The following is a 20013-nucleotide window of genomic DNA, read 5'->3' as shown; positions in this document are numbered from 1 at the left end:
AGACGCTGATGGCGCATAAGACAGACGGCGTGGAAGGCGTCGACGGGGTTCTTGCAGAGCTCGACGATCTCGCTGCAGCCAATGAGGCCGTTAACATCGGCGATGTGCTTGACGATTTCGGTGAGCGCAGCTTCGGTCCGTTCATCCTTCTCCCGGCTTTGCTGGAGATTTCACCAATCGGCGGCATTCCCGGAGTACCGAGCGTTCTCGCAGCATTGATTGCAGTGATTGCGGCACAGCTGCTTTGGGGCAAGGATCATGTCTGGTTGCCGCAATTCGTGCAGCAGCGCGGCGTGTTCGGAAAGAAACTGCACAAGGCGGTCGGAAAGCTGCGCGGGATATCCCGCTGGCTGGACGAACACAGCCAGGACCGGCTCGAGCGATTGGTGGAGGGTGTCTGGATTCGGATCGCCGCCGGATTGGTCATTCTGCTGTGCTGTACCGTACCGCCGCTTGAATTCCTGCCGTTTGCCAGCACGCTGCCAATGGCGGCGATCGCAGCATTTGGCCTAGCGCTTACTGTGCGCGACGGCCTGTTCATGCTGATTGCGCTGATCGTGTCGGGGATCGCTGCGGTCGGCGCGGTGTGGTTCTACTTCGCGCCCCCCGGTTCGAGCGGGATGCTGCCCTTTCTTTGAATGCTGCGCGTCGCTCGATCTCGGCAATCGAAAATGCCGCCGAACGGGAGCGATTGCTAAACTTGTCATTCACCAGTCCTGCATTACATTCCAAGCGTACGAAAGGATTACCCGCTCATGCGCGATCAGAACTCCGACCCTTCGAACGAACCCGAAGGTGGCGGCCCCAACCCGTGGATCAAGAGCCTGCTCATCTGGGGCGGGGTGTTTCTCGGCCTGTTGCTGCTGGTGTCCGTCTTTGGCGGATCGAGCCAGGCGTCGGGTACGCAGATCCTGTATTCCGATTTCAAGGAAAAGGTTTCGCAGGGCACGATCAGATCGGTGGAGATTTCGCCGAACCGGATCACCGGAGTTACGAAAAGCGACGAGGCGTTCAACACGGTTCCCGTACAGAACGATGCTAGCCTTACGCCTTTGCTCGAGCAGAACGGCGTTCAATATTCGGGCGTCGAGGCCGATAGCGGCAATATCCTTCTCTACGCGCTGATCAATATCCTTCCCTTTGTGCTGATCCTCGGGATTGCGTTCTTCGCTCTACGGCAAGTCCAGAAGGGCGGCGGCGCGGGCGGCGCGATGGGCTTCGGCAAATCGAAGGCCAAGATGCTCACCGAAAAGCAGGGACGCGTGACGTTCGACGATGTCGCCGGCATCGACGAAGCGCGCGAAGAGCTGGAAGAGGTGGTCGAATTCCTCAAGGATCCGCAGCGTTTTTCCAAACTGGGCGGTCAGATTCCGAAGGGCGCGTTGCTCGTCGGCTCGCCCGGTACGGGTAAGACGCTGCTCGCACGCGCCATTGCGGGCGAGGCGGGCGTGCCGTTTTTCACCATTTCCGGCTCCGACTTTGTCGAGATGTTCGTCGGCGTCGGCGCCAGCCGCGTGCGCGACATGTTCGAACAGGCGAAGAAGAACGCACCGTGCATCGTCTTCATCGACGAAATTGATGCGGTCGGTCGTAGCCGTGGGCACGGTCTCGGCAATTCGAACGACGAGCGCGAGCAGACGCTGAACCAGCTGCTGGTCGAGATGGACGGGTTCGAGGCGAACGAGGGCATTATTATCGTCGCTGCTACCAACCGGCCCGACGTGCTTGACCCGGCGCTGCTACGTCCGGGGCGTTTCGACCGCCAGGTCGTCGTTCCGGTTCCCGATATCGATGGGCGTGTGAAGATTCTCGAGGTGCACATGAAGAAGGTGCCGCTGGCGCCCGACGTAAATGCCCGCACGATCGCGCGCGGTACGCCGGGCTTCTCCGGCGCGGACCTCGCCAACCTCGTGAACGAGGCGGCGCTGCTGGCCGCGCGGCGGAGCAAGCGGCTCGTCGCGATGCAGGAGTTCGAGGACGCCAAGGACAAGGTGATGATGGGCGCGGAACGCCGCTCCATGGTCATGACCGACGACGAGAAGAAGATGACCGCCTATCACGAGGCCGGCCACGCACTCGTATCGCTGAACGAACCGGCGTCGGACCCCATTCACAAGGCAACCATTATTCCCCGCGGCCGCGCGCTCGGGATGGTCATGCGCCTGCCGGAACGCGACAGCTACTCCTATCACCGCGACAAGATGCACGCGAACCTTGCAGTGGCAATGGGTGGCCGCGTGGCTGAGGAAATCATCTTCGGGCACGACAAGGTCTCCAGCGGTGCGAGCGGCGACATTCAGTACGCAACCGACCTTGCTCGCAATATGGTCACTAAATGGGGCATGAGCGACAAGCTGGGCCCGCTTCAATACGAGCAGAGCCAGGAAGGCTATCTCGGCATGAGCGGCACGCAGCGAACCATGGGTGGATCGGAAACGAACAAGCTGATCGATGCCGAGATCAAGGATCTGGTCGAGAGCGGCCTGACGCGCGCGCGCGATGTGTTGACGGAGCAGGAAGACAAGCTTCACCTCCTCGCGCAGGCGTTGCTTGAATACGAAACCCTGACCGGTGAAGAGATCGACAAGCTGATGAAGGACGGCAAGGTCGAGAAGAGCGACGAACCCCGCAAACCGCAGGTCCGCCCGGTCGGCGGGAGCGCGGTGCCGAAAGCGGGCCGCAAGTTCGGCGGAAGTGGCGAGGGCGCTCCGCAAGGCGCCTAAGCAGGATCGGTAGAGAACAGGGGCGCTCCTATTTGGGGCGCCCTTTTTCATTCGGCGATCAGACGCTGCCCAGAACGAACAGGAATTGGGCGAACAGCGCGGTCGTGATCAGGACGAATATACTGAGCACGATGAGCCGCCACAGTGCTCCGAAGCGCGACAGGTCATAGGTACCGCGAAGCTGCTTGTAGATGTGCAGTGGCGGCACGATGAAAAGCAGCGTGCCCCATATCGCCGCCGGCGTACCGATCGTCACCAGAAGCGAGAACGTCACGAAGAACAGCGACATGAAGGCGATCGAATAGGTGACGAACACCGCATGATCGTAAGCCCCGAACCGCCTCTTCCAGAAGAACAGCAACCATACGAAGGGCACGGAGATCGGAATGAGCATCCAGCTGAATTTGTAGCCGTTGGACTGCAGTTTGTAGACCATCAAGCCCGGGTTCTTCTCCCATTTGGAGAAAGCATGGTCCAAGAATCCGCCATCACCGGCGGATACTTCGGATAACTCTTCCAACCCTTCGCCCCCTATTATCACTTCCCCCGCCTGCGTTATCTGCTTGAGATCGTCGGCAGCGTCGTCGCGCATTAGTTTGGCATAACGATAATCGTAGCTCCCGGGCTCGGCGGCATCCATGTCGCGCTGGTAGCCGTCTCGGACAGCAATCGTTTGTTCGCGAAGGGTGACCATCTCGCCCTCGACGTCTGTGCTCAAGGCCATCTCGCTCGGCGCTGACAGTCCGATCGCTTGGAACACGGCGAACATCAGAAAAATCGAGAACAGGAAAATCCCCATCGGCGACACGAACCGCTTGCGCTCGCCGTCGATATAGCGCCGCGTCAGTTCGCCGGGTTTCAGGATGAGCGCAGGCAGCGTGTGCCACGTCTTGCCTTCGAAATGCAGCGCGCCGTGTAGCAAATCGTGGAACAACGCGCCGACCGTGCGATGAAGATGCGCTTCCTGACCGCATGCGTGACAATGTGCGCCGAGGAGTTCCGCGCCACAATTCAGGCAAACGGTCTCCTCGAAATGGCCGGTAGACGGTCGGGAAACCTCGTGAACCGGGCAATCGTTCGAGTCACTCTTCGTACTATCCACCCGCCATCCTCCCCTGCACGATATAAACGCAGAAGGCGGCGTCGATCTACCGGAACAATACCGGAACGGAACAGTTGGATCGATAAAGGAGAATTACCCATGAGTGCCACCCAACCGAAGGAGCAACCCAAGTCCGATCCGGTATCCAACGCACAGAAGGATCCCGACAACTGGACGACGGGCGACGAGCGCATGACCGGAGCGCAGGCGAGCTACCTCAAGACGCTATGTGAGGAGGCGGGTTGTCCGGAGCGGTACGATACGGAGCTTACCAAGGCCGATGCCTCGAAGATGATCGACGAATTGCAGGGCGAGACTGGTCGCGGTCAGTGAGCCTGCCCATCAATACGAACGAAAAGGCCGCCCGAATCGCTTCGGGCGGCCTTTTTAATGCAAGCTGCAAAAAGATCAGCCTTCGTAATCGCCACCGATCGAGGTCGAGCGGGTAGGTGCAGAGGCCGTGATCCGCAAGGCTTCGGCCGATTGGCTGAGCGAGCCGACTTCGTCCGCATCGTCCTCGTCGTCGGGAAGAATCTTCTGAAGATTGAGCACCGCCGATTCCTGAAGCTCTTTCGGCTTCACGGTCTGCTCGGCAATTTCACGCAGAGCGACGACCGGGTTCTTGTCGCGGTCGCGGTCGATCGTAAGCTCGGCACCGCCCGAAATCTCACGGGCGCGCTGCGCCGCGATCAGAACGAGATCGAAGCGGTTGGGAACCTTGTCTACGCAATCTTCAACGGTAACGCGCGCCATGTGGCACTCCAGTCTTCGGCAAAATCAGGAAAGTGCAGCGGATAGACGGTGGATGGCTTCCCGTCAAGGAATTGCACCCTTTCATCCAACCGTTACAGTCGCCGGATGGGAGACGATCCAGCGCCGACGCAAGCCAGTGAGTATCGCGATCCGCCGCCGTTCGAAGCGACTGCCGCAGGCCAGCACCTTACCTTCTTTCCCGACGGAAAGGACCGGCGCGAGGCGCTGCTGAAGCTGGTCGCAGAAGCGGAGGAGCGGTTGGACGTCTGCTTCTACATCTTCGCGGAAGACGCCATCAGCACGGAGTTTCGCGACGCCCTGTGCGAAGCGGCACGACGCAGCGTCGAAGTGACCTTGATCATCGATCGGTTCGGCGCGGCAGCCACCGATGAATTCCTCAAGCCTCTCACCGAATGCGGCGGGCGGTTCCTGTGTTTCAGCGCGCGCTGGAGCCGGCGCTATCTCATCCGCAACCACCAGAAAATCGTCATTGCCGATGGCAAGCGCGCGATGTTCGGCGGGTTCAATATCGAGGACGATTATTTCGCCCCGCCGCGCGACAACGGATGGAACGATCTCGCTATCCTCATCGAGGGGTCGACTGTCGCGGGGCTGACGGACTGGTTCGCCAATCTCCTGGAATGGACCGAAGATGAGGACGCGCAATTTCGCGCGATTCGCCGCGCAGTCCGGCAGTGGGAATGGCGCGATGGAGAGGCCCGCTGGCTGATCGGCGGTCCGACCCGCGGGCTATCGACCTGGGCGAAAGACGTCAGCGACGATCTGGAGGAAGGCGAACGGCTCGATATTTTCATGGCCTATTTCTCACCGCCCAGGAGGCTCCGCCGCCGGATCGGTCGTATTGCGGAAAAGGGGCGGACGCGGCTGCTGATGGCGGGCAAATCGGACAACGGGGCGACCATCGGCGCAGCGCGCGCGCTCTACAGAGAACTGCTCGATCATGGCGCCTGCATTTGGGAATTCATGCCCTGCAAGCTGCACACCAAGCTCATCGTACTGGATGATGCCGTATACATGGGCAGCGCCAATTTCGACATGCGCAGCCTCTATCTCAATCTGGAACTGGTGCTGAAAATCGAGGACAAGGCTTTGGCCAACCGGATGCGCGAATTCGTGAGCCAGCACCTGCCCGCATCGGAACGCATTACGCCGGAACTTCATGCCCGGCGCTCGACGCTTTTCAACCGCATGCGATGGTGGGCGGGATGGCTGCTCGTATCCGTCGTCGATTATACGGTGTCGCGGCGGCTCAATCTTGGTATCTGACTGCCGATGGAACGTCGGCCTGCTTAAAGCCGTAGGCAGGCGATAGGAGAACGAATTTTGCGATACGTACTGGCCCTGACTGCTCTCGCTTTCCTTGCTGCATGCGGCGATCCCGTGCCCGAGGATGCGGTGAACGAACCGATAGTCGTGCCGCCCCGTATCGAAACTTCGCCGTCGCCCGCGCTGACCCCTGCGCCCACGGCGCTGGTTCCGTCCACGATTGATTCCGCCCTGCGCCGCGATCGCGGTTTCGAAGGCGAGCTCGGCTGCGTATTCCGGCGCGGGCAGGATGTGCTGCTGGTCGGCGTGGCCAACGATGCGTCCCGCGAAAACGCCGAGGCCCTGATCGTTATCGATGGCGAGCCGCAAGACCTCCGAATGGACGGCAGCGGCGGGTATAACGCGCTGTCGGGCACGCCCAGCTTTGCCGGTCCGAACGACCTTCAGGTCGATATCGATGTAATTTCGGAAGCGTCCGATGCGGCGAGCGAATCGGAACTGACCGGACCGGCGCCGCTTGCCGCAACGATGAACCTAGCGCGCGGCGGCCAATCGCTCAGCGTGGAAGGGATCTACGAATGCGGTCCGCAATCGGACAGCTGACCTATTCGTAATCCTCATAGCCACCGCGCAATTCGGGCGATGTGAACTTGGTGATCTCACTCTGGAACAGGAGCGGGACGTTGCCGGTCGATCCGTGGCGCTGCTTGGCGACGATCAGGGTGGCGCGGTTGACGAGTTCCAAATGCCGCGCTTCCCAGTCGGCATATTTCATGCGAACTTCCTCGCTGCTTGTTTCGTCCGGCGTGTCGGGCTTGATGGCGTTGTGATAATATTCGGCGCGATAGATGAACCACACCATGTCGGCGTCCTGCTCGATCGAACCCGATTCGCGAAGGTCCGATAGCTGAGGGCGCTTGTCCTCGCGCTGCTCCACAGCCCTGCTAAGCTGCGACAGTGCGATGACCGGCAGGTTGAGTTCCTTCGCCAATGTTTTCAGTCCGCGGCTGATTTCCGAAATCTCGTTCACCCGGTTGTCGTTCGCGCGGCCCGATCCCTGCAGCAATTGCAGGTAGTCGACGATGATCAGGCCGATATCGTGCCGCCGCTTCAGGCGCCGGGCGCGCGTGCGAAGCGCACCGATGGTGAGGGCGGGAGTGTCGTCGATATAGAGTGGAAGCTCGTTCAATTCCTGGCTGGCGAAGCTGAGCCTCTGGAATTCCTCGCGACTCAGCTTGCCCGAGCGCAGCTTCTCACTCGAGATTTCCGCCCGTTCGGCGAGGATGCGGGTGGCGAGCTGATCGGCGCTCATCTCGAGGCTGAAGAAGGCGGTTGCCGCACCGGGCGATTCGCTCGGATCGATGCCCAGCTTGATATCCTCCATCAGCCGGCTGGCGGCGTTGAAGGCGATATTGGTGGCGAGCGAAGTCTTGCCCATCGCCGGACGGCCCGCGAGGATCACGAGGTCGGAATTGTGGAGGCCGCTGGTCTTGTCGTTGATCGTGTCGAGCCCGGTGGTCTTGCCCGAAAAGCGGCCGCCCGAATTGATTGCTGCTTCGACCAGCTTGAGCGCGCCGAGGGCGGCGGAGCGGAAGTCCAGTGCTTCGCTCCCGCCGGTCGCGCCTTCGGCCACGCGGTAAAGGTCGGCCTCGGCTTGGCTGATCTTGTCCATTGGCGCGACCTCTTCCGAGGTGTCGAGTGCGCCTTCGACCAGCGTGCGGCCGACATGGACTAGCTCGCGCAGCAAAGCGAGGTCGTAGATCTGTTCCGCCAGCTTCCCGCTCGCGAGCAAACCCTGTCCGTTGGCAGTGAGTTGCGCGAGGTAGGTTGTGCCGCCCAGTTGCTTCAGCGCCTCGTCGCTATCGAAGTAGGGCTTCAGGGTCACCGGCGTCGCGACGGAATTACGATCCAGCAGCTTGAGTGCGCGCTCGTAAATTCGCTGGTGCACCGGCTCGTAAAAATGTTCGGGCCTTAGCGCGGTGTTCAGTTCCTCGACCACCTTGTTATCGATCAGCACCGCGCCCAAAAACAGCGCCTCCGCCTCGACGTTTGCGGGCATGATCTGACCCTCATCGCCGGAAGCGGTTGGCGAATCGTCGGGGCGAACGAGAAGGTCGGTCTGGGCCATGGGCGGGCAGTGCCCGTTCGCATGCCGTGCTGGCAAGCGAGGAGGGCGATCGGGAACCTGTGGAAAGCGGGGATGATGCCTTCGGCCTTGCCCCTTTGCGCTCCGCTTGCGAAAGCAGCGCGTTCATCATGAGCGAATCCGCAGCACCTTCTTCCGATCATCGCATCGCCAAAATCGACCTCGACGAGGATACGATCATCTGGCGCAATGCCGATATCGAGCAGGAACGGCGTATCGCTATTTTCGACCTGATCGAGGAAAACACCTTCCGGCCGGTCCGTGCCTCCGAGCGCGGGGCGGACGGCCCGTATCACCTGACGCTGGCGGTTCGCGACGGAAGGCTGCTTCTGACAGTTTGCGACGAAGGCGGGCAGAAGCTGGAAGAACTATTGCTCGGGCTCGCGCGCTTTCGCCGACCGATCCGCGAATATTTTGCCATCTGCGACAGCTATTACCAGGCGATCCGCAAAGCGACCCCTTCGGAAATAGAGACGATCGACATGGCTAGGCGCGGCGTTCACAACCGCGCGGCAGAGTTGCTGCTGGAGCGGCTGGAGGGCAAGATCGATACCGATTTCGCCACGGCGCGGCGGCTGTTTACGCTTATCTGCGTCCTCCATATCAAGGGCTGAGCGAAAGCCATGGCACGCTCGCGGCGCGGTTCTCGTAGGACCTCGAATATTACGAAGGTCGTGATGGTCCTGCTTCTGGCAGCTATCGTCATAATAGCGGTCGCGTGGTACAAATCACGGGAATGGCGCCCGGACGAAAGTCTTTGGCCAGACCAGGGCGCGCTGATCGGCGCGTCGGACGGTACAGTCGATTTCGAAACGCTCAAAGGCTTGGGAGCCAGCTTCGTCTATTTGCAGGCGAGCGCAGGGGCGGGGCAGAAGGATGCGAACTTCGGCCGCAACCTCGATGCGGCGCGGGCTGCCGGTTTGCAGGTCGGCGCGGTTCACGAATTCGATCCGTGCCTGCGTGCTGACGAACAATCGGCGAATTTTCTGACCATGGTCCCGCGCGAGGCCGAGCTGCTTCCGCCCGCCATTCGCATGGCGCGGGACACGGCCTCTTGTCCGAATAGCATTCGCGATGCAGCGGTGCAGAGCGAGCTCATCACGCTGGTCAATCAGATCGAGATGCATACGGGCTCGCCGGTCGTCCTCGCGCCGAGCAGGACATTCGAACAGCGCTTCGGAATCGGAAGCCGCATCGAGCGAGCCTTGTGGCTGGAGCGCGATTACCTCGAACCGGAATACGGGGCGCGCCCATGGCGAATGTGGACCGCCAATTCGACTTACGACACGGCGGCGGCGGACAAACCGCTACGCTGGCTCGTGGTGCGCCCCTGACCAAAGGATGATCCTGATGAACGACGAAGCGAAACTGATCGATGCGGCTAGAGAAGCGGCGCGTAAATCTTACTCGCCGTATTCATCGTTCCCCGTAGGCGCCGCACTGGCGTTCGAGAATGGCGACATCGTTACCGGCACGAATATCGAGAATGCGAGCTACGGCCTTGCGCTCTGTGCGGAGACCGTAGCCGTTGCGAAGGCGATGGATGCGGGAACTCGCGGTGGTCTTATTGCCGTGGCGGTTACGGGTCCGGGGCCCGAACCAATCACGCCATGTGGGCGATGCCGTCAGGTGCTGAACGAACTGGCTCAGCTTGGGGGGACCGATCCCACAATCTTGTGCATCGGCCCGGACCGGACCATCCGGCTGACGTTATCGGAACTGCTGCCGCACGCGTTCGGACCGGCCGCCCTCGACTAGCCGAAGCGTATTTTGACGTTCCGGTTCGGTCGACGTCGCATTGCGTAACCGGTGCCGAAAAAGCCGAGCAGGAGAAGCGCCCAGGTGGATGGTTCGGGAATGGCTCCAGCATTGCCGCCTCCGCCACTGCCAGCATTCGCGGTGAAGCTGAAATTATCAACGCCGTATTCGAACAGCGTGGTGAACTGAACGGATGCAATCCCGTCGAACTCGAGGGAAAACACCGCAGGAAAGCCGAAAAAGTCGACCACGCCCAGATTGGTGCCGTCGGCGGCGAACGCCGTGGCGCGGCCCGAGGATTGCGCGACGTTCTCGAAGCTAAAGAAACTGATCGGATCGAAGAAGCTTACGGTGATCGGATCGATGAAATTCGAACTCGCGGCGAACACGCCGAATTCGGGCGTTGGGCACCCACCTTCGCAGCGCTGGAAGATCGCGCCGGAAACCGAGAAGCCTTCCGCCACGTAGGTATCGCCGATCGTGTCGCCGGGTACAGTAAGCGCCCCGCTAGGCGTGGTTTCGAAATCGATCGTGGTCGCAGCCAAAGCAGGGGTTGCAACGCATAGCGCAGCGGCTCCGGCGAGAGCCGAGAGAAGTGTTCTGTTCATCGCTGTCGTCCTTCTGTCGTTTTTATGCACAAGACCGCAGCAACCGACATACGTTTCCGAATGCCCGAACGGTAAACCCCCTGGAAACCGCCTTATGCGATGGTTAAGGCAAAATCAAAGCGTGACTGCATCTGTCCCGAAGTGAGACAGATTTTGAAGCCTACGCCTCGTCTTGTATTTCGATCCATTCGAGCAGTGCCGCCAGGCAATCGCGTGCGAGCATCTTGCAGCGCTCCGGGCTCCAGCCCTGTTCCGGCTCGGGATTAGCCGGGTTGTCCTTGTACGGCATTTCCAGGGTCATCGCCGTCGCACCGAAGCGCTCGGCGACCTGATTTGTACTGATGGTCAGGTTGGCCTTTCCGGGGGCCGATTTCACGTATCCCTTCTCGGTCTGGAAATCGGGCGTTCGCCGGTCGAGGATGCGTTGATAGCGATAGAAGGTCTCGCCCTGCTCGTCGCTCCAACTCGGAATGCCTTCGAACCCTGCAAGGAAGGCCACCGGGATGGCTTCGTCACCATGTACGTCCATTGCGAAGTCGACATTGGTTTCATCCATCCGGTTGCGGACGGCGAGGATTTCGGGCGACTTCTCCGCACTGGGATCGGCCCATTCGCGGTTGAGGTTGGTGCCGATCGCATTGGTGCGTAGATGGCCGCGCCGCGATCCATCGGGATTGCAATTGGGCACGATGTGCAGCCGGCAATGCTTACGCAATTCGCGCCCCACGGTGTCGGCCGGATCGGTCAGCACTTCGAGCGCGCCTTCCATCCACCATTCGGCCTGCGTTTCGCCGGGGTGCTGGCGTGCGTAAAACCAAACCTGCATGTCGCCCTCACCCATTTCCAGGCAATCGAGCGGCTGCCCGTCCAGCGTTTCGCCGAGGCGGACATATTCGACGCCTTCGAACGACGCCGCTTCGGCGATAAGGTCGTGGTGCCGTTCCATCGAATAGGGAGCGAAATAGGCGAACCATGCGATGTCGCTTGCCGGCGTGTAGCGGATGGTCAGCGTGCCGCCGTCCTCGTCCTTGTCGAAGCTCGACGCCGCGCGTCCCCAGTAAAGACGGTCTTCGGAAACGCAGGCGTCGTAATCGGGCCAGCCGCCGGGATAGGCGCTCGTATTCAGGTTGCAGAGCTTGAGTTCCAGTTCGCGGCCCGCCGTGCCGGCGACGCGGAAGTGGAACCACTGCGCGAACTCGCTCTGATTGTCTTTGCGCAGCGCAATCTTCGCGCTCGCCCCGTCAACGGATTGAACCTCGATATTACCGCTGTCGAAAGCCGAATCGATCCGGATGTCGCTCACTCGGAAACCTCTACCTCTATTGTCTCGCCATTATTGCCGGGAAATCCCTCGAACAGGGCGGCGGCGACCGTCTGGGCGTTTGCCGGACCGCTGGCAAGGGGTGAGTTGTCGCTCGCCTGGAAGTCCGCGCGGCCTTCCCACAGGGACTGTCCCGTCACCGCATCGCGGATGGTCACGGCAAGCTGTGTCCCGATCCTGTCGCGCTGTCCGCCACCCAGATTGATGCCAAGGCCAAGGCCGGCGCCCGAGCCGAACGTGCCCGTGCTGCCACCGACGCCGACGCTGACGGGTGAGCGGTTTCCGGTCCCGCTGATTTGGTACCGCTCAAGGCGCACTTCGGCGATCTGACGAGCCGCAGTGCGTGCACTTTCGTTGTAACCGAGCTGCTGCAATTCCTGTGCGACAGCCGCAGTGTAGGGCGACAGTGCGAGCGGGCTCGCATCGCCCGCAGCAGCTTCCACGAACACCGGCCCGCTCCCGAGCCGGGCCGCCGTATCGGCTCCGACGAACCGCGTCACCTCGACAGGGCCCGTATATTGCGTCGCGCAGGCTCCGAGGCCGAGGGCGGCAGCCATAAGAGACGCGGTTCCGGCTATGCGTTTCATCGTGCGATCCTTTGCATGAAAATATCTCGTAATTCAGGAACGCCCCACGTGAACTTCCGCTCCCTGCGGGTAATTGCTCCTTATCGAAGCTGTGCTACCGCGAGGCCATGACACAGGTTTCGAAAATGCCCGTACTCGTAACGGGCGGCGCGGGTTACATCGGCAGTCACGCAGTGCTTGCCCTGGGGGATGCCGGATGGCCGGTAGCCGTGATCGACAACCTTTCGACCGGCTTCGCCTTCGCCCTGGCTGACGATGTCCCCCTTTACGAAGGCGATATCGCGGACGCCGATCTGCTGCGCCGTATTTTCGCCGAGCGGGGCATCGGGGCGATCATGCATTTCGCCGGTTCTATCGTGGTCCCGGAATCGGTCGAACAACCACTGCGCTATTACGAGAACAATACGGTCAAGAGTCGCGCCCTCATCGAGACAGCGATCGACGCCGGGGTGCGGCATTTTATCTTCAGCTCCACCGCCGCGACCTATGGTGCGCCAGACGTTTCGCCCATAACCGAAGATACGCGGAAACAGCCGATCAATCCCTACGGCTGGTCCAAACTGATGACCGAGCAGATGCTGTCCGACGCGGCCAATGCCTATGCCTTCAATTACGGCGCATTGCGATACTTCAACGTTGCTGGTGCCGATCCTCAAGGGCGCAGCGGCCAGTCCACGGCAGGGGCGACACACCTGATCAAGGTCGCCTGCGAAGCCGCGACGGGCAGGCGCGATGCGGTGAGCGTGTTCGGGACGGACTATGCGACGCCGGATGGAACGGGCGTGCGTGACTATATCCATGTCAGCGACCTTGCCGCGGCGCATGTCTTGTTGCTTGAGACATTGATGACAGAGCCTGATCGCTCGCTTACGATGAACTGCGGCTATGGCCGAGGTTTCTCGGTCCTCGAGGTTCTCGATGCGGTGGACCGGGTTACCAATCGAACGATCGAACGCCGAATCGAGCCGCGTCGCGCGGGCGATCCGGGCGAACTGGTCTCGGACCCTTCACGAATACGCGCGGCCCTGCCATGGAATCCGCAATACGACGATCTCGACACCATCGTGCGCCACGCTCTGGAATGGGAGCGTGCGCTTGCCGAAAAGCGTGGAATCGGTTGACGGACCGACAGGGCGCCATTAACGGGCGCGCTTGCATTTCGGTAGGCCGCTCTCCATCTGCGGTCGCCTACAGCCATTCGCGAGAGATACGATGAAAGTCCGCAACAGCCTCAAGTCGCTGAAGAACCGCCACCGCGATTGCCGCGTGATTCGCCGCCGTGGTCGCACCTATGTGATCAACAAGACCAACCGCCGCTTCAAGGCCCGCCAGGGCTGAAGCCGCCGCCGGATCAATCGTCCGGCGTCATTGTTTGAAAAGGGCCCGGCTCTCAGGCGAGAGTACGGGCCGTTTTCTGTTGGGATATACGATGAGCGATACGATCGACGCGGTAGTCTTCGATGTGGGCCGGGTGCTGTTCCAGTGGGATTTAGCCAACCTCTTCGGCGCATTCGAGCCAAATCAGGACAAGCGCGAGCGCTTGCTGCGCGAAGTGATTACGGAGGAATGGCATTTCCAGCATGACCGGGGTCGGCCGCTTGCCGAAATGGTGCCGGAACGAATTGCCGAATTTCCGGAATTCGAAGCCCACCTGAACGCATATCGCACGCGGTTCAACGAGACGATACCGGGCCCCGTCCCCGGCAGCCTCGAACTGGTGGAAAGGCTACATGCGAACGGGGTTCCGCTCTTTGCCATTACGAATTTCGGCGCGGAGTTCTGGGCCGGGTTTCGGCCGACCCAGAAAGTGTTCGACCTGTTCGACAAGATCATCGTCTCGGGCGATGAAAAGCTCGCCAAACCCGATCCCGCCATCTTCGCGCTGGCGGCGAAGCGCTTCGGTCATGCGCCGCACCGGATGCTTTTCATCGACGACAATAGCGCGAACATCGAAGCTGCGCATAAGGAAGGGTGGCAGGTCCATCACTTCCGGGAAGCGACCGCGCTCGAACGGGATCTGGACGGGCGCGGCTTGCTTTAGACGCGCGCTCACCGGTTGCAGTGTGCGAGCGCGTCGGCATCAAGCGCTTCGCCCTTCACCGCGAACCGGGTGACGGACCCGGCCTTGCGTACGAGGTCGCGGCACATGCGCTCCGCACGGCCTTTTCCGGCAGACGTCGTGCAGGTCGTGCCGGCGCAGCGCCATGCCGTATTACCAGCGACAATCGTGCTCCGATCGGTTTCCGTCTCCAACGTAGCAGAATACGTTGGGGCAGTCTGGGCGACGGCGGGTGAGGGTGCCGTCACAGCGGATAGGCTGATGATGCAGAGGCTGCTTGCGATGATGAGGGATGCCATACGGCTCGCGACAGGTTTCATAATGCTCGCTCCTTAGAAGTAAGTTGCAATTTGCAACCCATTCACGATAGCTAGCATTTAGGTTGTTAATTGCAACCTTTATTTTAACCGCATTGGACTTCTCAGTTCGATGCGGTAAATCCCGCCGTGTTCGAGAGATAAGATGGCCGAAACCCGCGAAAACCTGAAAGAGCTGACCGAATGCGGATTGCCGTCCGCTCTCGAAGTCATGGGCGAGCGCTGGTCGTTCATGATCCTTCGCGCAAGCTTCAACGGCTTGCATCATTTCGAAGAATTTCTGAGCGAGCTCGGTATCGCGAGAAATATTCTCTCGAACAGGCTCGGCCGTCTCGTCGGACACGGGATCCTGAAACGCGAACTGTGCGAAGACGACCGCCGAAAGGTCGAATATCGGCTGACGGACAAGGGCTTCGATCTGTTGCCTGCAATGGTCGCGCTTCGGCAGTGGGGCCAGAAATACGGCGAGGAGGTGGTCGAGAACCCGGTTCTCGTCGATGAGCGTGACCGCCAGCCGATCGGACCGACCTCTATTTTGTCGCACGATGGGCGTATATTGCTCCCTGCCGACCTCAACTTGGTCGAACCGGACAAGATCGGGGTGAGGGCTGACGGGACTGAATCGGTTCGCTCGCACGATCTGGATCGAGCTTCCTACGCGCCGACAGCCTCCGATCCGTCCAAGGAAGCCGCCTGAGCGGGTTGCCGGAGCGCACGCCGGACGGGCGCTACATCATCGTCGACGGGCGGCTGTGGCGCGCGACCGATCCCTCGCTGGACGAGAGTGCGCGGCAGAAATTTGTCAAAGCTTTGATGGACGCTCGTCGCGCGGTCGGATCGGCAAAACGCGCGGGCGACGCTGAGGCGGAGCGCGAGGCGAGAGCGCGCGTCCATTCTGCCAAGGTCTCCCTGGGTGAACGAGGCCCGGTGTGGTGGGACGATGGGGCGCCCGATTATACGCGCACATTGCTGAAGAACACACCGTACAAAACTCAAGGGTGACGCCCTCGACCGGTCAGTTCGTGCGCGCCACGCAACAAACTGCTTTCGACATCTAAGCTTTTGTTATTTCGTATCTAACAGTTTCTGTTTTCGTTAATTTGTGGTAAACGATTCGCAACAGGGGAAGTCACAATAGGAGCAGTCGGCCGTTCGCTGCCGGCTGGGAGGTCAATCATGTTGAATAAAACTCGCCGATTCGGCGCCATGTTGGCGTGTGCCGGAATTGCACTTGCGTCAAACCAAGTTAACGCTGCACAATACGATATGTGCTTCGATGAGATAGCCGCACCATCGGCGCAAATACATCAATTCCAGACGATGCTGATGGTCGGTTCTTTGAAATGTCGCAATCTCGATCCGACGTCACTTCGCAGGTACGGAGATTTTGTCACTAGTCGCAACGGCGATCTCGCTGTGCACAGCGACAATGTCCGCGAAGCCTTTGCGGCGCGGTATGGCGAAGTGGCTGGAACAAGAATGTTTCGCATTTACGAAACCAGCCTCGGCAACGAATTCTCGCGGATCGACATGACGCGTGCGTCTTGCCAGGATCTGGGGACCTATGCTCGCATGGCAGAACGTGCCGACCACGCCGATATTGCAACGATCTCTGGCCTTGCGACCAATCGCTCCGTACCTTTCTGTCCGGCTGACTATTACGAACCGGAAGAAGAGGAATACGCTCCCTCCCCCGTAGCTGCCGTGACGCCGCCGCCCCCCGTTGCTCGTCGCGCCGTTGCAGCGAAACCGCGGCCCGGTCCGCACGAGGCGGAATTCGTCGAAGTGGTCGAGGCGCCGGTAGTGCCGATCGCCGACGAGACGGAATATGCGGTGGCTGAAGCCGAACTGCCCGAGCAGCCCGATGCGGGTGCCGATCTCGCTGCAAGGGAAGCCCGGCTATCGCAGGCGATTGAAGCTTTGAACAATGCGGCAAATGCCCTTCGCGAAATGCAGGACGGCCCTGCCACGAATTAACGAAAATGGCGACGCGGGGTGGGCCGCGGATGCTATTGTTAAAACCCTCTAAAGACCTTTCTGCGATGACGAGGCGGACCCGGCATTTGGTGGACGCGTGCGCTCGTGATCGAAATCGAAATCCAGAACGAGACTCATCAGAGTCAATTTCGCATTAAGGCGCTGTCGGTGCCGCGCATTGGCGAGGGATTGCGCCTAATGGAGCCAAGCGGCGCTTGGGCGAGCTACGACGTCCTCGACGTCTGGTATCAGCAGGCCGAATTCGGCGAGGTCTGGGTGCCTTACCTGCATGTCCGCATTACCGCAGGCCAGGCCGAAGCCCCGGCCGGCGATGCCGAAACCCGCGACAGCGTTCCCAATCAGGCCATGCCAATCGAGGAATTCCTGAAGCGGTTCGAAGGCACAAAGGAGCACGAACCGGTAAAGCTGACGCTCGACATGAGCGAGGACTGAGACATCTAGCGGACTCTGCCCCGGATCAGTCCGACCAGGAATACCGACCATCCGACGACCATCGCTACACTCGACGCTGTCACCAGCAGCGTAACGAGACCTTCGCCGGTCGCCGTCGCTTCGTAGCCCGCGCCCGCCAAAGCCAGCGCTTCGCTCGCGCCTATCACTGCGGCGAGCGTGAGAGCAGACCAGAGGCCAAACATCGAGACGATCAGCAAAAGCCTTGTTGCGGCATCCCACTTGACTTGCAGATCGACCAGTTCCCACACCGCCCCAGCAGCGATCAGGGCCGTTCCGCTTTGCACCGCAGTCAGATGCGCGGACAGCGCCATGCGCGGGTTCGAATGCAGATCAAGCAGCCCGCCTTGAAGCAAACCGAGCAGGAAAAGCACAGCTCCGGAAATCACAAGCGAACGCGCCACCGGTATTCCTCCCGCGGCACGTTCTAAGCGCGCGGCGGCTGGCGTCTATAGCTAAGCGCCTCGGCCACATGAATGCGGCCGACCTTCTCCACACCCGCCAGATCAGCGATCGTGCGTGCGACGCGCAGGGTACGGGTGTAGCCGCGCGCCGACAGCCGCATCGCGCCTGCCGCCTGCATCAGAAGCGTGCGCCCCGCCTCGTCCGGGCCGGCGAAGGTTTCCAAGGCGTCGCCTTCCAGCTCTGCATTGGTGCGCGCGCCGCTCTCGCTCGCCCGGTGAGTCTGGATGTGGCGTGCATTCGCGACGCGAGCGCGAACTTCGGCGCTCCCTTCGGCGGGAGGAGGCAGAGCGAGGTCGGCGGCTCTTACCGGATCAACTTCGACATGAAGATCGATCCGATCGAGTAGCGGACCAGAAACCTTGCTCTGATAATCGGCAGCGCATTTGGGCGCGCGGCTGCAAGCAAGCGCCGCATCGCCGAGATGACCGCAGCGGCACGGGTTCATCGCCGCGACGAGCTGGACATTGGCAGGGAAGGTCACATGCGCATTGGCGCGGGCGACATCGACCTTGTTCGTTTCTAATGGCTGGCGGAGCGAATCGAGCACGGCGCGCTGGAATTCCGGCAATTCGTCGAGGAACAGTACGCCGAGATGCGCGAGACTGACCTCGCCCGGCTTAACCTTCAGCCCCCCGCCAGTGAGCGCCGCCATACTGGCGGAATGATGCGGCGCGCGGAAAGGGCGGGCACGGCTGATCCGGCCGTCTTCCAGAAGACCGGCGACCGACTGCACCATGCTGACTTCCAGCGCTTCGGCAGGCGACAAAGGCGGCAAAATACCGGGCAGGCAGCTTGCCAGAAGTGATTTGCCGGCTCCGGGCGGGCCAACCATCACCAGGTTGGATATGCCTACACTCGGTCACGTATTGGCTGTGGAAGAGTGGCGGAATGGCAGGAAACGGGCCGGAAGCGGTCAGTCCGGATCTGGCCTGGTAACGTCACAATGCCGCCATTCCGCTAGCGACGCCATAGAGGCCATCCTGAATGGCGAGCGCCAAACATAGAAGCGGACACCTCGGTATAACTGACGGCTACCGGTCGTGCATTCCCTTCCGTTGCATGATCGCCCGGCGCCGCTTCTCGATCCGGCGCTCGCGCGTCTCAGGTTTCTTCGCCTCGGTGAAATGCAGCAGATAGCCGCGCTGACGCCCCGGTGTGAGCGCATCGAACGCTCCCCTGAAGTCTGGATCGTCGTCGAAGGCATCAACCAATTCCTTGGGCAGTTCGATCTCTTCCCGGTCGTCGAAATCTACTTCCTCGCCCGCTTCTTCCATTGCAATCGCTTCCTTGACGGTGTCACGGATAAGCTTTTCCTGCCTTTCGATGTCGTCGAGGCTTTCAAAATGCAGGCGGCGCATCGCTTTCGAATGCTTGCCCGGTGCAACAAGGTTCTCGCCCTTGTCCTCAAACAAGCTGCCTTTGAAGAAGCCGATCGCGCAGCTGTCAGCCATACCATAAATGATGGCGACGTTGCCGCCATCATGCGTGTAGGTTAGCTTGTTCCATTTGACGGCTTCCTCCAGCCCGCAATCCAGCAGGATTTCACGCAGTTTCTTGCGCTCTTCGTGCCAATCCTTCTGCTTCAGCAGGCTCGCGACCGTTGTTCCCATCTGTCAAATCCCCATAAATTTGTGCCGATTGACATTCCATAACCGGATAGTTATTCACAAGTTATAGCTGATTGGTTATGAGATAATCGATGAACATGCAAACGGCGGTCTTCAAGAGCTTGTCCGATCCGACTCGGCGAGCTGTGTTCGAGCGCCTTTGCCGCGAAGGAGAGTTGACGGTGGGCGCTCTGGCAGAGGGCTCAGGAGTGTCGCAACCGGCCATCACCAAACATCTTATGGTGCTCGATCGCGCGCATTTGGTGGCGATCCGGCGCGAAGGACGAAACACGCATTGTCGTGCGCGACCTGAGGGCATTGCGCCGCTCACCGACTGGCTCGGTGAGATGAGCCGGTTCTGGGACGCTCGGCTCGATGCGCTCGAAGACCTGCTCAAAAGGATGGATCAATGACGACCGAAAATACCGAATATCGCTCGCTCGAATTCGAGCGTCAGCTCGAGCATCCGCCGGAAAAGGTCTGGCGAGCATTGACGCAAAAGGAATTGATCGGCGAGTGGATTATGCCGTCGGATTTTGTGCCTGAGGTCGGCAAAAGCTTCACGATGGCGGCGGAGTGGGGTGAAGTTTCCGGTGAGGTCCTCACGATCGAGCCTGAAGAGCGCCTGTCCTACACTTGGAATGGTCCCGGATTGACCAGCGAAGTGACATGGACACTCACGCGAAAGGAAGGTGGCACGCTACTGCGGCTGGATCACACGAAGATCCCCTCCAACAGCAAGCAGGCTTACCACGGCGCAAAGGCTGGGTGGCCCGGATTTCTCGATGCGCTTGAGAAAACCCTGTCGGACATCGAATGATTGTCGATCTTT

General features: G+C 60.6%; 26 protein-coding genes and 1 pseudogene. 17 read left to right on the top strand and 10 right to left on the bottom strand.

The window, feature by feature from the left end; genetic code table 11:
* Positions 1–8: 8 nt before the first annotated feature.
* Together E3U23_RS07780 and ftsH are read left to right on the top strand one after the other, a co-directional pair.
* Entirely contained in the window at positions 9–638 is a 630-nt protein-coding gene (locus tag E3U23_RS07780) for an exopolysaccharide biosynthesis protein (protein ID WP_279350666.1), read from the top strand.
* Between the two features lie 117 nt (positions 639–755).
* Positions 756–2723 (top strand): ATP-dependent zinc metalloprotease FtsH, encoded by a 1968-nt coding sequence (gene ftsH, locus E3U23_RS07775; protein ID WP_279350665.1) that lies wholly within the window; start codon positions 756–758, stop codon positions 2721–2723.
* A 58-nt stretch (positions 2724–2781) separates the two neighbouring features.
* Here ftsH and E3U23_RS07770 read toward each other — a convergent pair whose 3' ends face one another.
* Positions 2782–3825 carry a DUF3667 domain-containing protein gene (locus E3U23_RS07770; protein ID WP_279350664.1) on the bottom strand — a complete coding sequence of 348 codons (1044 nt, stop codon included), beginning with the start codon at positions 3823–3825 and terminating at the stop codon, positions 2782–2784.
* A gap of 99 nt (positions 3826–3924) precedes the next feature.
* Between E3U23_RS07770 and E3U23_RS07765 the strand changes: the two genes are divergently transcribed.
* Positions 3925–4158 carry a DUF3072 domain-containing protein gene (locus E3U23_RS07765; RefSeq protein WP_279350663.1) on the top strand — a complete coding sequence of 78 codons (234 nt, stop codon included), beginning with the start codon at positions 3925–3927 and terminating at the stop codon, positions 4156–4158.
* Positions 4159–4233: 75 nt separating this feature from the next.
* Here E3U23_RS07765 and rpoZ read toward each other — a convergent pair whose 3' ends face one another.
* Positions 4234–4578 carry a DNA-directed RNA polymerase subunit omega gene (rpoZ, locus tag E3U23_RS07760; protein WP_279350662.1) on the bottom strand — a complete coding sequence of 115 codons (345 nt, stop codon included), beginning with the start codon at positions 4576–4578 and terminating at the stop codon, positions 4234–4236.
* A gap of 105 nt (positions 4579–4683) precedes the next feature.
* Here rpoZ and E3U23_RS07755 point away from each other — a divergent pair, with 105 nt between their 5' ends.
* The gene (locus E3U23_RS07755) at positions 4684–5865 is read left to right on the top strand and encodes a phospholipase D-like domain-containing protein (protein WP_279350661.1); all 1182 of its coding nucleotides are present in this window, start codon (positions 4684–4686) and stop codon (positions 5863–5865) included.
* Positions 5866–5922: 57 nt separating this feature from the next.
* Positions 5923–6468, top strand: a complete 546-nt coding sequence (locus E3U23_RS07750) for a hypothetical protein (RefSeq protein ID WP_279350660.1) — start codon at positions 5923–5925, stop codon at positions 6466–6468.
* 1 nt (position 6469) lies between these two features.
* Here the strand turns inward: E3U23_RS07750 and E3U23_RS07745 are convergent, their stop codons facing one another.
* Positions 6470–7993 carry a replicative DNA helicase gene (locus E3U23_RS07745; protein ID WP_279350659.1) on the bottom strand — a complete coding sequence of 508 codons (1524 nt, stop codon included), beginning with the start codon at positions 7991–7993 and terminating at the stop codon, positions 6470–6472.
* A gap of 128 nt (positions 7994–8121) precedes the next feature.
* On the opposite strand from E3U23_RS07745, the gene E3U23_RS07740 reads away from it, so the two are divergent.
* From E3U23_RS07740 to E3U23_RS07730, 3 genes are all read left to right on the top strand, one after another.
* Positions 8122–8625, top strand: a complete 504-nt coding sequence (locus E3U23_RS07740) for a UPF0262 family protein (protein ID WP_279350658.1) — start codon at positions 8122–8124, stop codon at positions 8623–8625.
* 63 nt (positions 8626–8688) lie between these two features.
* Entirely contained in the window at positions 8689–9345 is a 657-nt protein-coding gene (locus E3U23_RS07735) for a glycoside hydrolase family 25 protein (RefSeq protein WP_279350657.1), read from the top strand.
* Positions 9346–9352: 7 nt separating this feature from the next.
* Complete coding sequence (locus tag E3U23_RS07730) at positions 9353–9769, top strand: cytidine deaminase (protein WP_431732669.1); 417 nt, start codon at positions 9353–9355, stop codon at positions 9767–9769.
* On the opposite strand, the gene E3U23_RS07725 is transcribed toward E3U23_RS07730, so the two are convergent.
* The 3 genes from E3U23_RS07725 to E3U23_RS07715 all read right to left on the bottom strand — a co-directional run bounded on the left by E3U23_RS07725 (position 9766) and on the right by E3U23_RS07715 (position 12285).
* Positions 9766–10377, bottom strand: coding sequence for a PEPxxWA-CTERM sorting domain-containing protein (locus E3U23_RS07725; protein WP_279350655.1), 612 nt, complete (start codon positions 10375–10377; stop codon positions 9766–9768). The genes E3U23_RS07730 and E3U23_RS07725 overlap by 4 nt on opposite strands.
* Positions 10378–10537: 160 nt before the next feature.
* A complete protein-coding gene (locus E3U23_RS07720; RefSeq protein WP_279350654.1) occupies positions 10538–11680 on the bottom strand; it encodes a M14 family metallopeptidase in 1143 nt (380 codons plus the stop codon).
* Positions 11677–12285: a DUF4136 domain-containing protein gene (locus E3U23_RS07715; protein ID WP_279350653.1), complete on the bottom strand. Its 609-nt coding sequence runs from the start codon at positions 12283–12285 to the stop codon at positions 11677–11679. Before E3U23_RS07715 ends, E3U23_RS07720 begins: the two co-directional genes overlap by 4 nt.
* 107 nt (positions 12286–12392) lie before the next feature.
* Here E3U23_RS07715 and galE point away from each other — a divergent pair, with 107 nt between their 5' ends.
* The 3 genes from galE to E3U23_RS07700 all read left to right on the top strand — a co-directional run bounded on the left by galE (position 12393) and on the right by E3U23_RS07700 (position 14326).
* A complete protein-coding gene (gene galE / locus E3U23_RS07710; RefSeq protein WP_279350652.1) occupies positions 12393–13406 on the top strand; it encodes a UDP-glucose 4-epimerase GalE in 1014 nt (337 codons plus the stop codon).
* A 91-nt stretch (positions 13407–13497) separates the two neighbouring features.
* A complete protein-coding gene (gene ykgO / locus E3U23_RS07705) occupies positions 13498–13623 on the top strand; it encodes a type B 50S ribosomal protein L36 (RefSeq protein ID WP_011415100.1) in 126 nt (41 codons plus the stop codon).
* Positions 13624–13714: 91 nt separating this feature from the next.
* Positions 13715–14326 carry an HAD family hydrolase gene (locus E3U23_RS07700; RefSeq protein WP_279350650.1) on the top strand — a complete coding sequence of 204 codons (612 nt, stop codon included), beginning with the start codon at positions 13715–13717 and terminating at the stop codon, positions 14324–14326.
* 8 nt (positions 14327–14334) lie between these two features.
* Here E3U23_RS07700 and E3U23_RS07695 read toward each other — a convergent pair whose 3' ends face one another.
* Positions 14335–14664 (bottom strand): CC_3452 family protein, encoded by a 330-nt coding sequence (locus tag E3U23_RS07695; RefSeq protein WP_279350649.1) that lies wholly within the window; start codon positions 14662–14664, stop codon positions 14335–14337.
* Positions 14665–14806: 142 nt separating this feature from the next.
* Here E3U23_RS07695 and E3U23_RS07690 point away from each other — a divergent pair, with 142 nt between their 5' ends.
* The 4 genes from E3U23_RS07690 (at position 14807) to E3U23_RS07675 (ending at position 17091) form a co-directional block, all read left to right on the top strand.
* On the top strand, positions 14807–15358 hold the full coding sequence (locus E3U23_RS07690; protein ID WP_279350648.1) for a winged helix-turn-helix transcriptional regulator: 552 nt from the start codon (positions 14807–14809) through the stop codon (positions 15356–15358).
* 5 nt (positions 15359–15363) lie between these two features.
* The gene (locus E3U23_RS07685) at positions 15364–15663 is read left to right on the top strand and encodes a hypothetical protein (protein ID WP_279350647.1); all 300 of its coding nucleotides are present in this window, start codon (positions 15364–15366) and stop codon (positions 15661–15663) included.
* A gap of 264 nt (positions 15664–15927) precedes the next feature.
* Positions 15928–16638: a hypothetical protein gene (locus E3U23_RS07680; RefSeq protein WP_279350646.1), complete on the top strand. Its 711-nt coding sequence runs from the start codon at positions 15928–15930 to the stop codon at positions 16636–16638.
* A gap of 105 nt (positions 16639–16743) precedes the next feature.
* The gene (locus E3U23_RS07675) at positions 16744–17091 is read left to right on the top strand and encodes a hypothetical protein (RefSeq protein ID WP_279350645.1); all 348 of its coding nucleotides are present in this window, start codon (positions 16744–16746) and stop codon (positions 17089–17091) included.
* Positions 17092–17096: 5 nt separating this feature from the next.
* Here the strand turns inward: E3U23_RS07675 and E3U23_RS07670 are convergent, their stop codons facing one another.
* The 3 genes and pseudogenes from E3U23_RS07670 to E3U23_RS07660 all read right to left on the bottom strand — a co-directional run bounded on the left by E3U23_RS07670 (position 17097) and on the right by E3U23_RS07660 (position 19184).
* The gene (locus E3U23_RS07670) at positions 17097–17513 is read right to left on the bottom strand and encodes a hypothetical protein (RefSeq protein WP_279350644.1); all 417 of its coding nucleotides are present in this window, start codon (positions 17511–17513) and stop codon (positions 17097–17099) included.
* Between the two features lie 23 nt (positions 17514–17536).
* A pseudogene (locus E3U23_RS07665) lies at positions 17537–18430 on the bottom strand (YifB family Mg chelatase-like AAA ATPase); the annotation flags it as partial.
* Between the two features lie 175 nt (positions 18431–18605).
* Positions 18606–19184: a YdeI/OmpD-associated family protein gene (locus E3U23_RS07660; protein ID WP_279350643.1), complete on the bottom strand. Its 579-nt coding sequence runs from the start codon at positions 19182–19184 to the stop codon at positions 18606–18608.
* Between the two features lie 89 nt (positions 19185–19273).
* On the opposite strand from E3U23_RS07660, the gene E3U23_RS07655 reads away from it, so the two are divergent.
* Positions 19274–19594 carry an ArsR/SmtB family transcription factor gene (locus E3U23_RS07655; RefSeq protein WP_279350642.1) on the top strand — a complete coding sequence of 107 codons (321 nt, stop codon included), beginning with the start codon at positions 19274–19276 and terminating at the stop codon, positions 19592–19594.
* On the top strand, positions 19591–20001 hold the full coding sequence (locus E3U23_RS07650) for an SRPBCC family protein (protein WP_279350641.1): 411 nt from the start codon (positions 19591–19593) through the stop codon (positions 19999–20001). Before E3U23_RS07655 ends, E3U23_RS07650 begins: the two co-directional genes overlap by 4 nt.
* Positions 20002–20013 lie beyond the last annotated feature (12 nt).

The sequence above is a fragment of the Erythrobacter litoralis genome (assembly GCF_029760855.1).
In the GTDB taxonomy this organism is placed as follows: domain Bacteria; phylum Pseudomonadota; class Alphaproteobacteria; order Sphingomonadales; family Sphingomonadaceae; genus Qipengyuania; species Qipengyuania litoralis_A.
This window is presented reverse-complemented; position numbering and strand designations above follow the sequence as displayed.

What these genes read in the sequence shown, in the direction of transcription:
- E3U23_RS07780 (WP_279350666.1), top strand. Translation starts at nt 9, where the DNA reads ATGGCGCATAAGACAGACGGCGTGGAAGGCGTCGACGGGGTTCTTGCA.
- ftsH (WP_279350665.1), top strand. Translation starts at nt 756, where the DNA reads ATGCGCGATCAGAACTCCGACCCTTCGAACGAACCCGAAGGTGGCGGC.
- E3U23_RS07765 (WP_279350663.1), top strand. Translation starts at nt 3,925, where the DNA reads ATGAGTGCCACCCAACCGAAGGAGCAACCCAAGTCCGATCCGGTATCC.
- rpoZ (WP_279350662.1), bottom strand. Translation starts at nt 4,578, where the DNA reads ATGGCGCGCGTTACCGTTGAAGATTGCGTAGACAAGGTTCCCAACCGC.
- E3U23_RS07755 (WP_279350661.1), top strand. Translation starts at nt 4,684, where the DNA reads ATGGGAGACGATCCAGCGCCGACGCAAGCCAGTGAGTATCGCGATCCG.
- E3U23_RS07745 (WP_279350659.1), bottom strand. Translation starts at nt 7,993, where the DNA reads ATGGCCCAGACCGACCTTCTCGTTCGCCCCGACGATTCGCCAACCGCT.
- E3U23_RS07740 (WP_279350658.1), top strand. Translation starts at nt 8,122, where the DNA reads ATGAGCGAATCCGCAGCACCTTCTTCCGATCATCGCATCGCCAAAATC.
- E3U23_RS07735 (WP_279350657.1), top strand. Translation starts at nt 8,689, where the DNA reads ATGGTCCTGCTTCTGGCAGCTATCGTCATAATAGCGGTCGCGTGGTAC.
- E3U23_RS07730 (WP_431732669.1), top strand. Translation starts at nt 9,353, where the DNA reads ATGATCCTGATGAACGACGAAGCGAAACTGATCGATGCGGCTAGAGAA.
- E3U23_RS07725 (WP_279350655.1), bottom strand. Translation starts at nt 10,377, where the DNA reads ATGAACAGAACACTTCTCTCGGCTCTCGCCGGAGCCGCTGCGCTATGC.
- E3U23_RS07715 (WP_279350653.1), bottom strand. Translation starts at nt 12,285, where the DNA reads ATGAAACGCATAGCCGGAACCGCGTCTCTTATGGCTGCCGCCCTCGGC.
- galE (WP_279350652.1), top strand. Translation starts at nt 12,393, where the DNA reads ATGACACAGGTTTCGAAAATGCCCGTACTCGTAACGGGCGGCGCGGGT.
- ykgO (WP_011415100.1), top strand. Translation starts at nt 13,498, where the DNA reads ATGAAAGTCCGCAACAGCCTCAAGTCGCTGAAGAACCGCCACCGCGAT.
- E3U23_RS07700 (WP_279350650.1), top strand. Translation starts at nt 13,715, where the DNA reads ATGAGCGATACGATCGACGCGGTAGTCTTCGATGTGGGCCGGGTGCTG.
- E3U23_RS07695 (WP_279350649.1), bottom strand. Translation starts at nt 14,664, where the DNA reads ATGAAACCTGTCGCGAGCCGTATGGCATCCCTCATCATCGCAAGCAGC.
- E3U23_RS07690 (WP_279350648.1), top strand. Translation starts at nt 14,807, where the DNA reads ATGGCCGAAACCCGCGAAAACCTGAAAGAGCTGACCGAATGCGGATTG.
- E3U23_RS07680 (WP_279350646.1), top strand. Translation starts at nt 15,928, where the DNA reads ATGTGCTTCGATGAGATAGCCGCACCATCGGCGCAAATACATCAATTC.
- E3U23_RS07660 (WP_279350643.1), bottom strand. Translation starts at nt 19,184, where the DNA reads ATGGGAACAACGGTCGCGAGCCTGCTGAAGCAGAAGGATTGGCACGAA.
- E3U23_RS07655 (WP_279350642.1), top strand. Translation starts at nt 19,274, where the DNA reads ATGAACATGCAAACGGCGGTCTTCAAGAGCTTGTCCGATCCGACTCGG.
- E3U23_RS07650 (WP_279350641.1), top strand. Translation starts at nt 19,591, where the DNA reads ATGACGACCGAAAATACCGAATATCGCTCGCTCGAATTCGAGCGTCAG.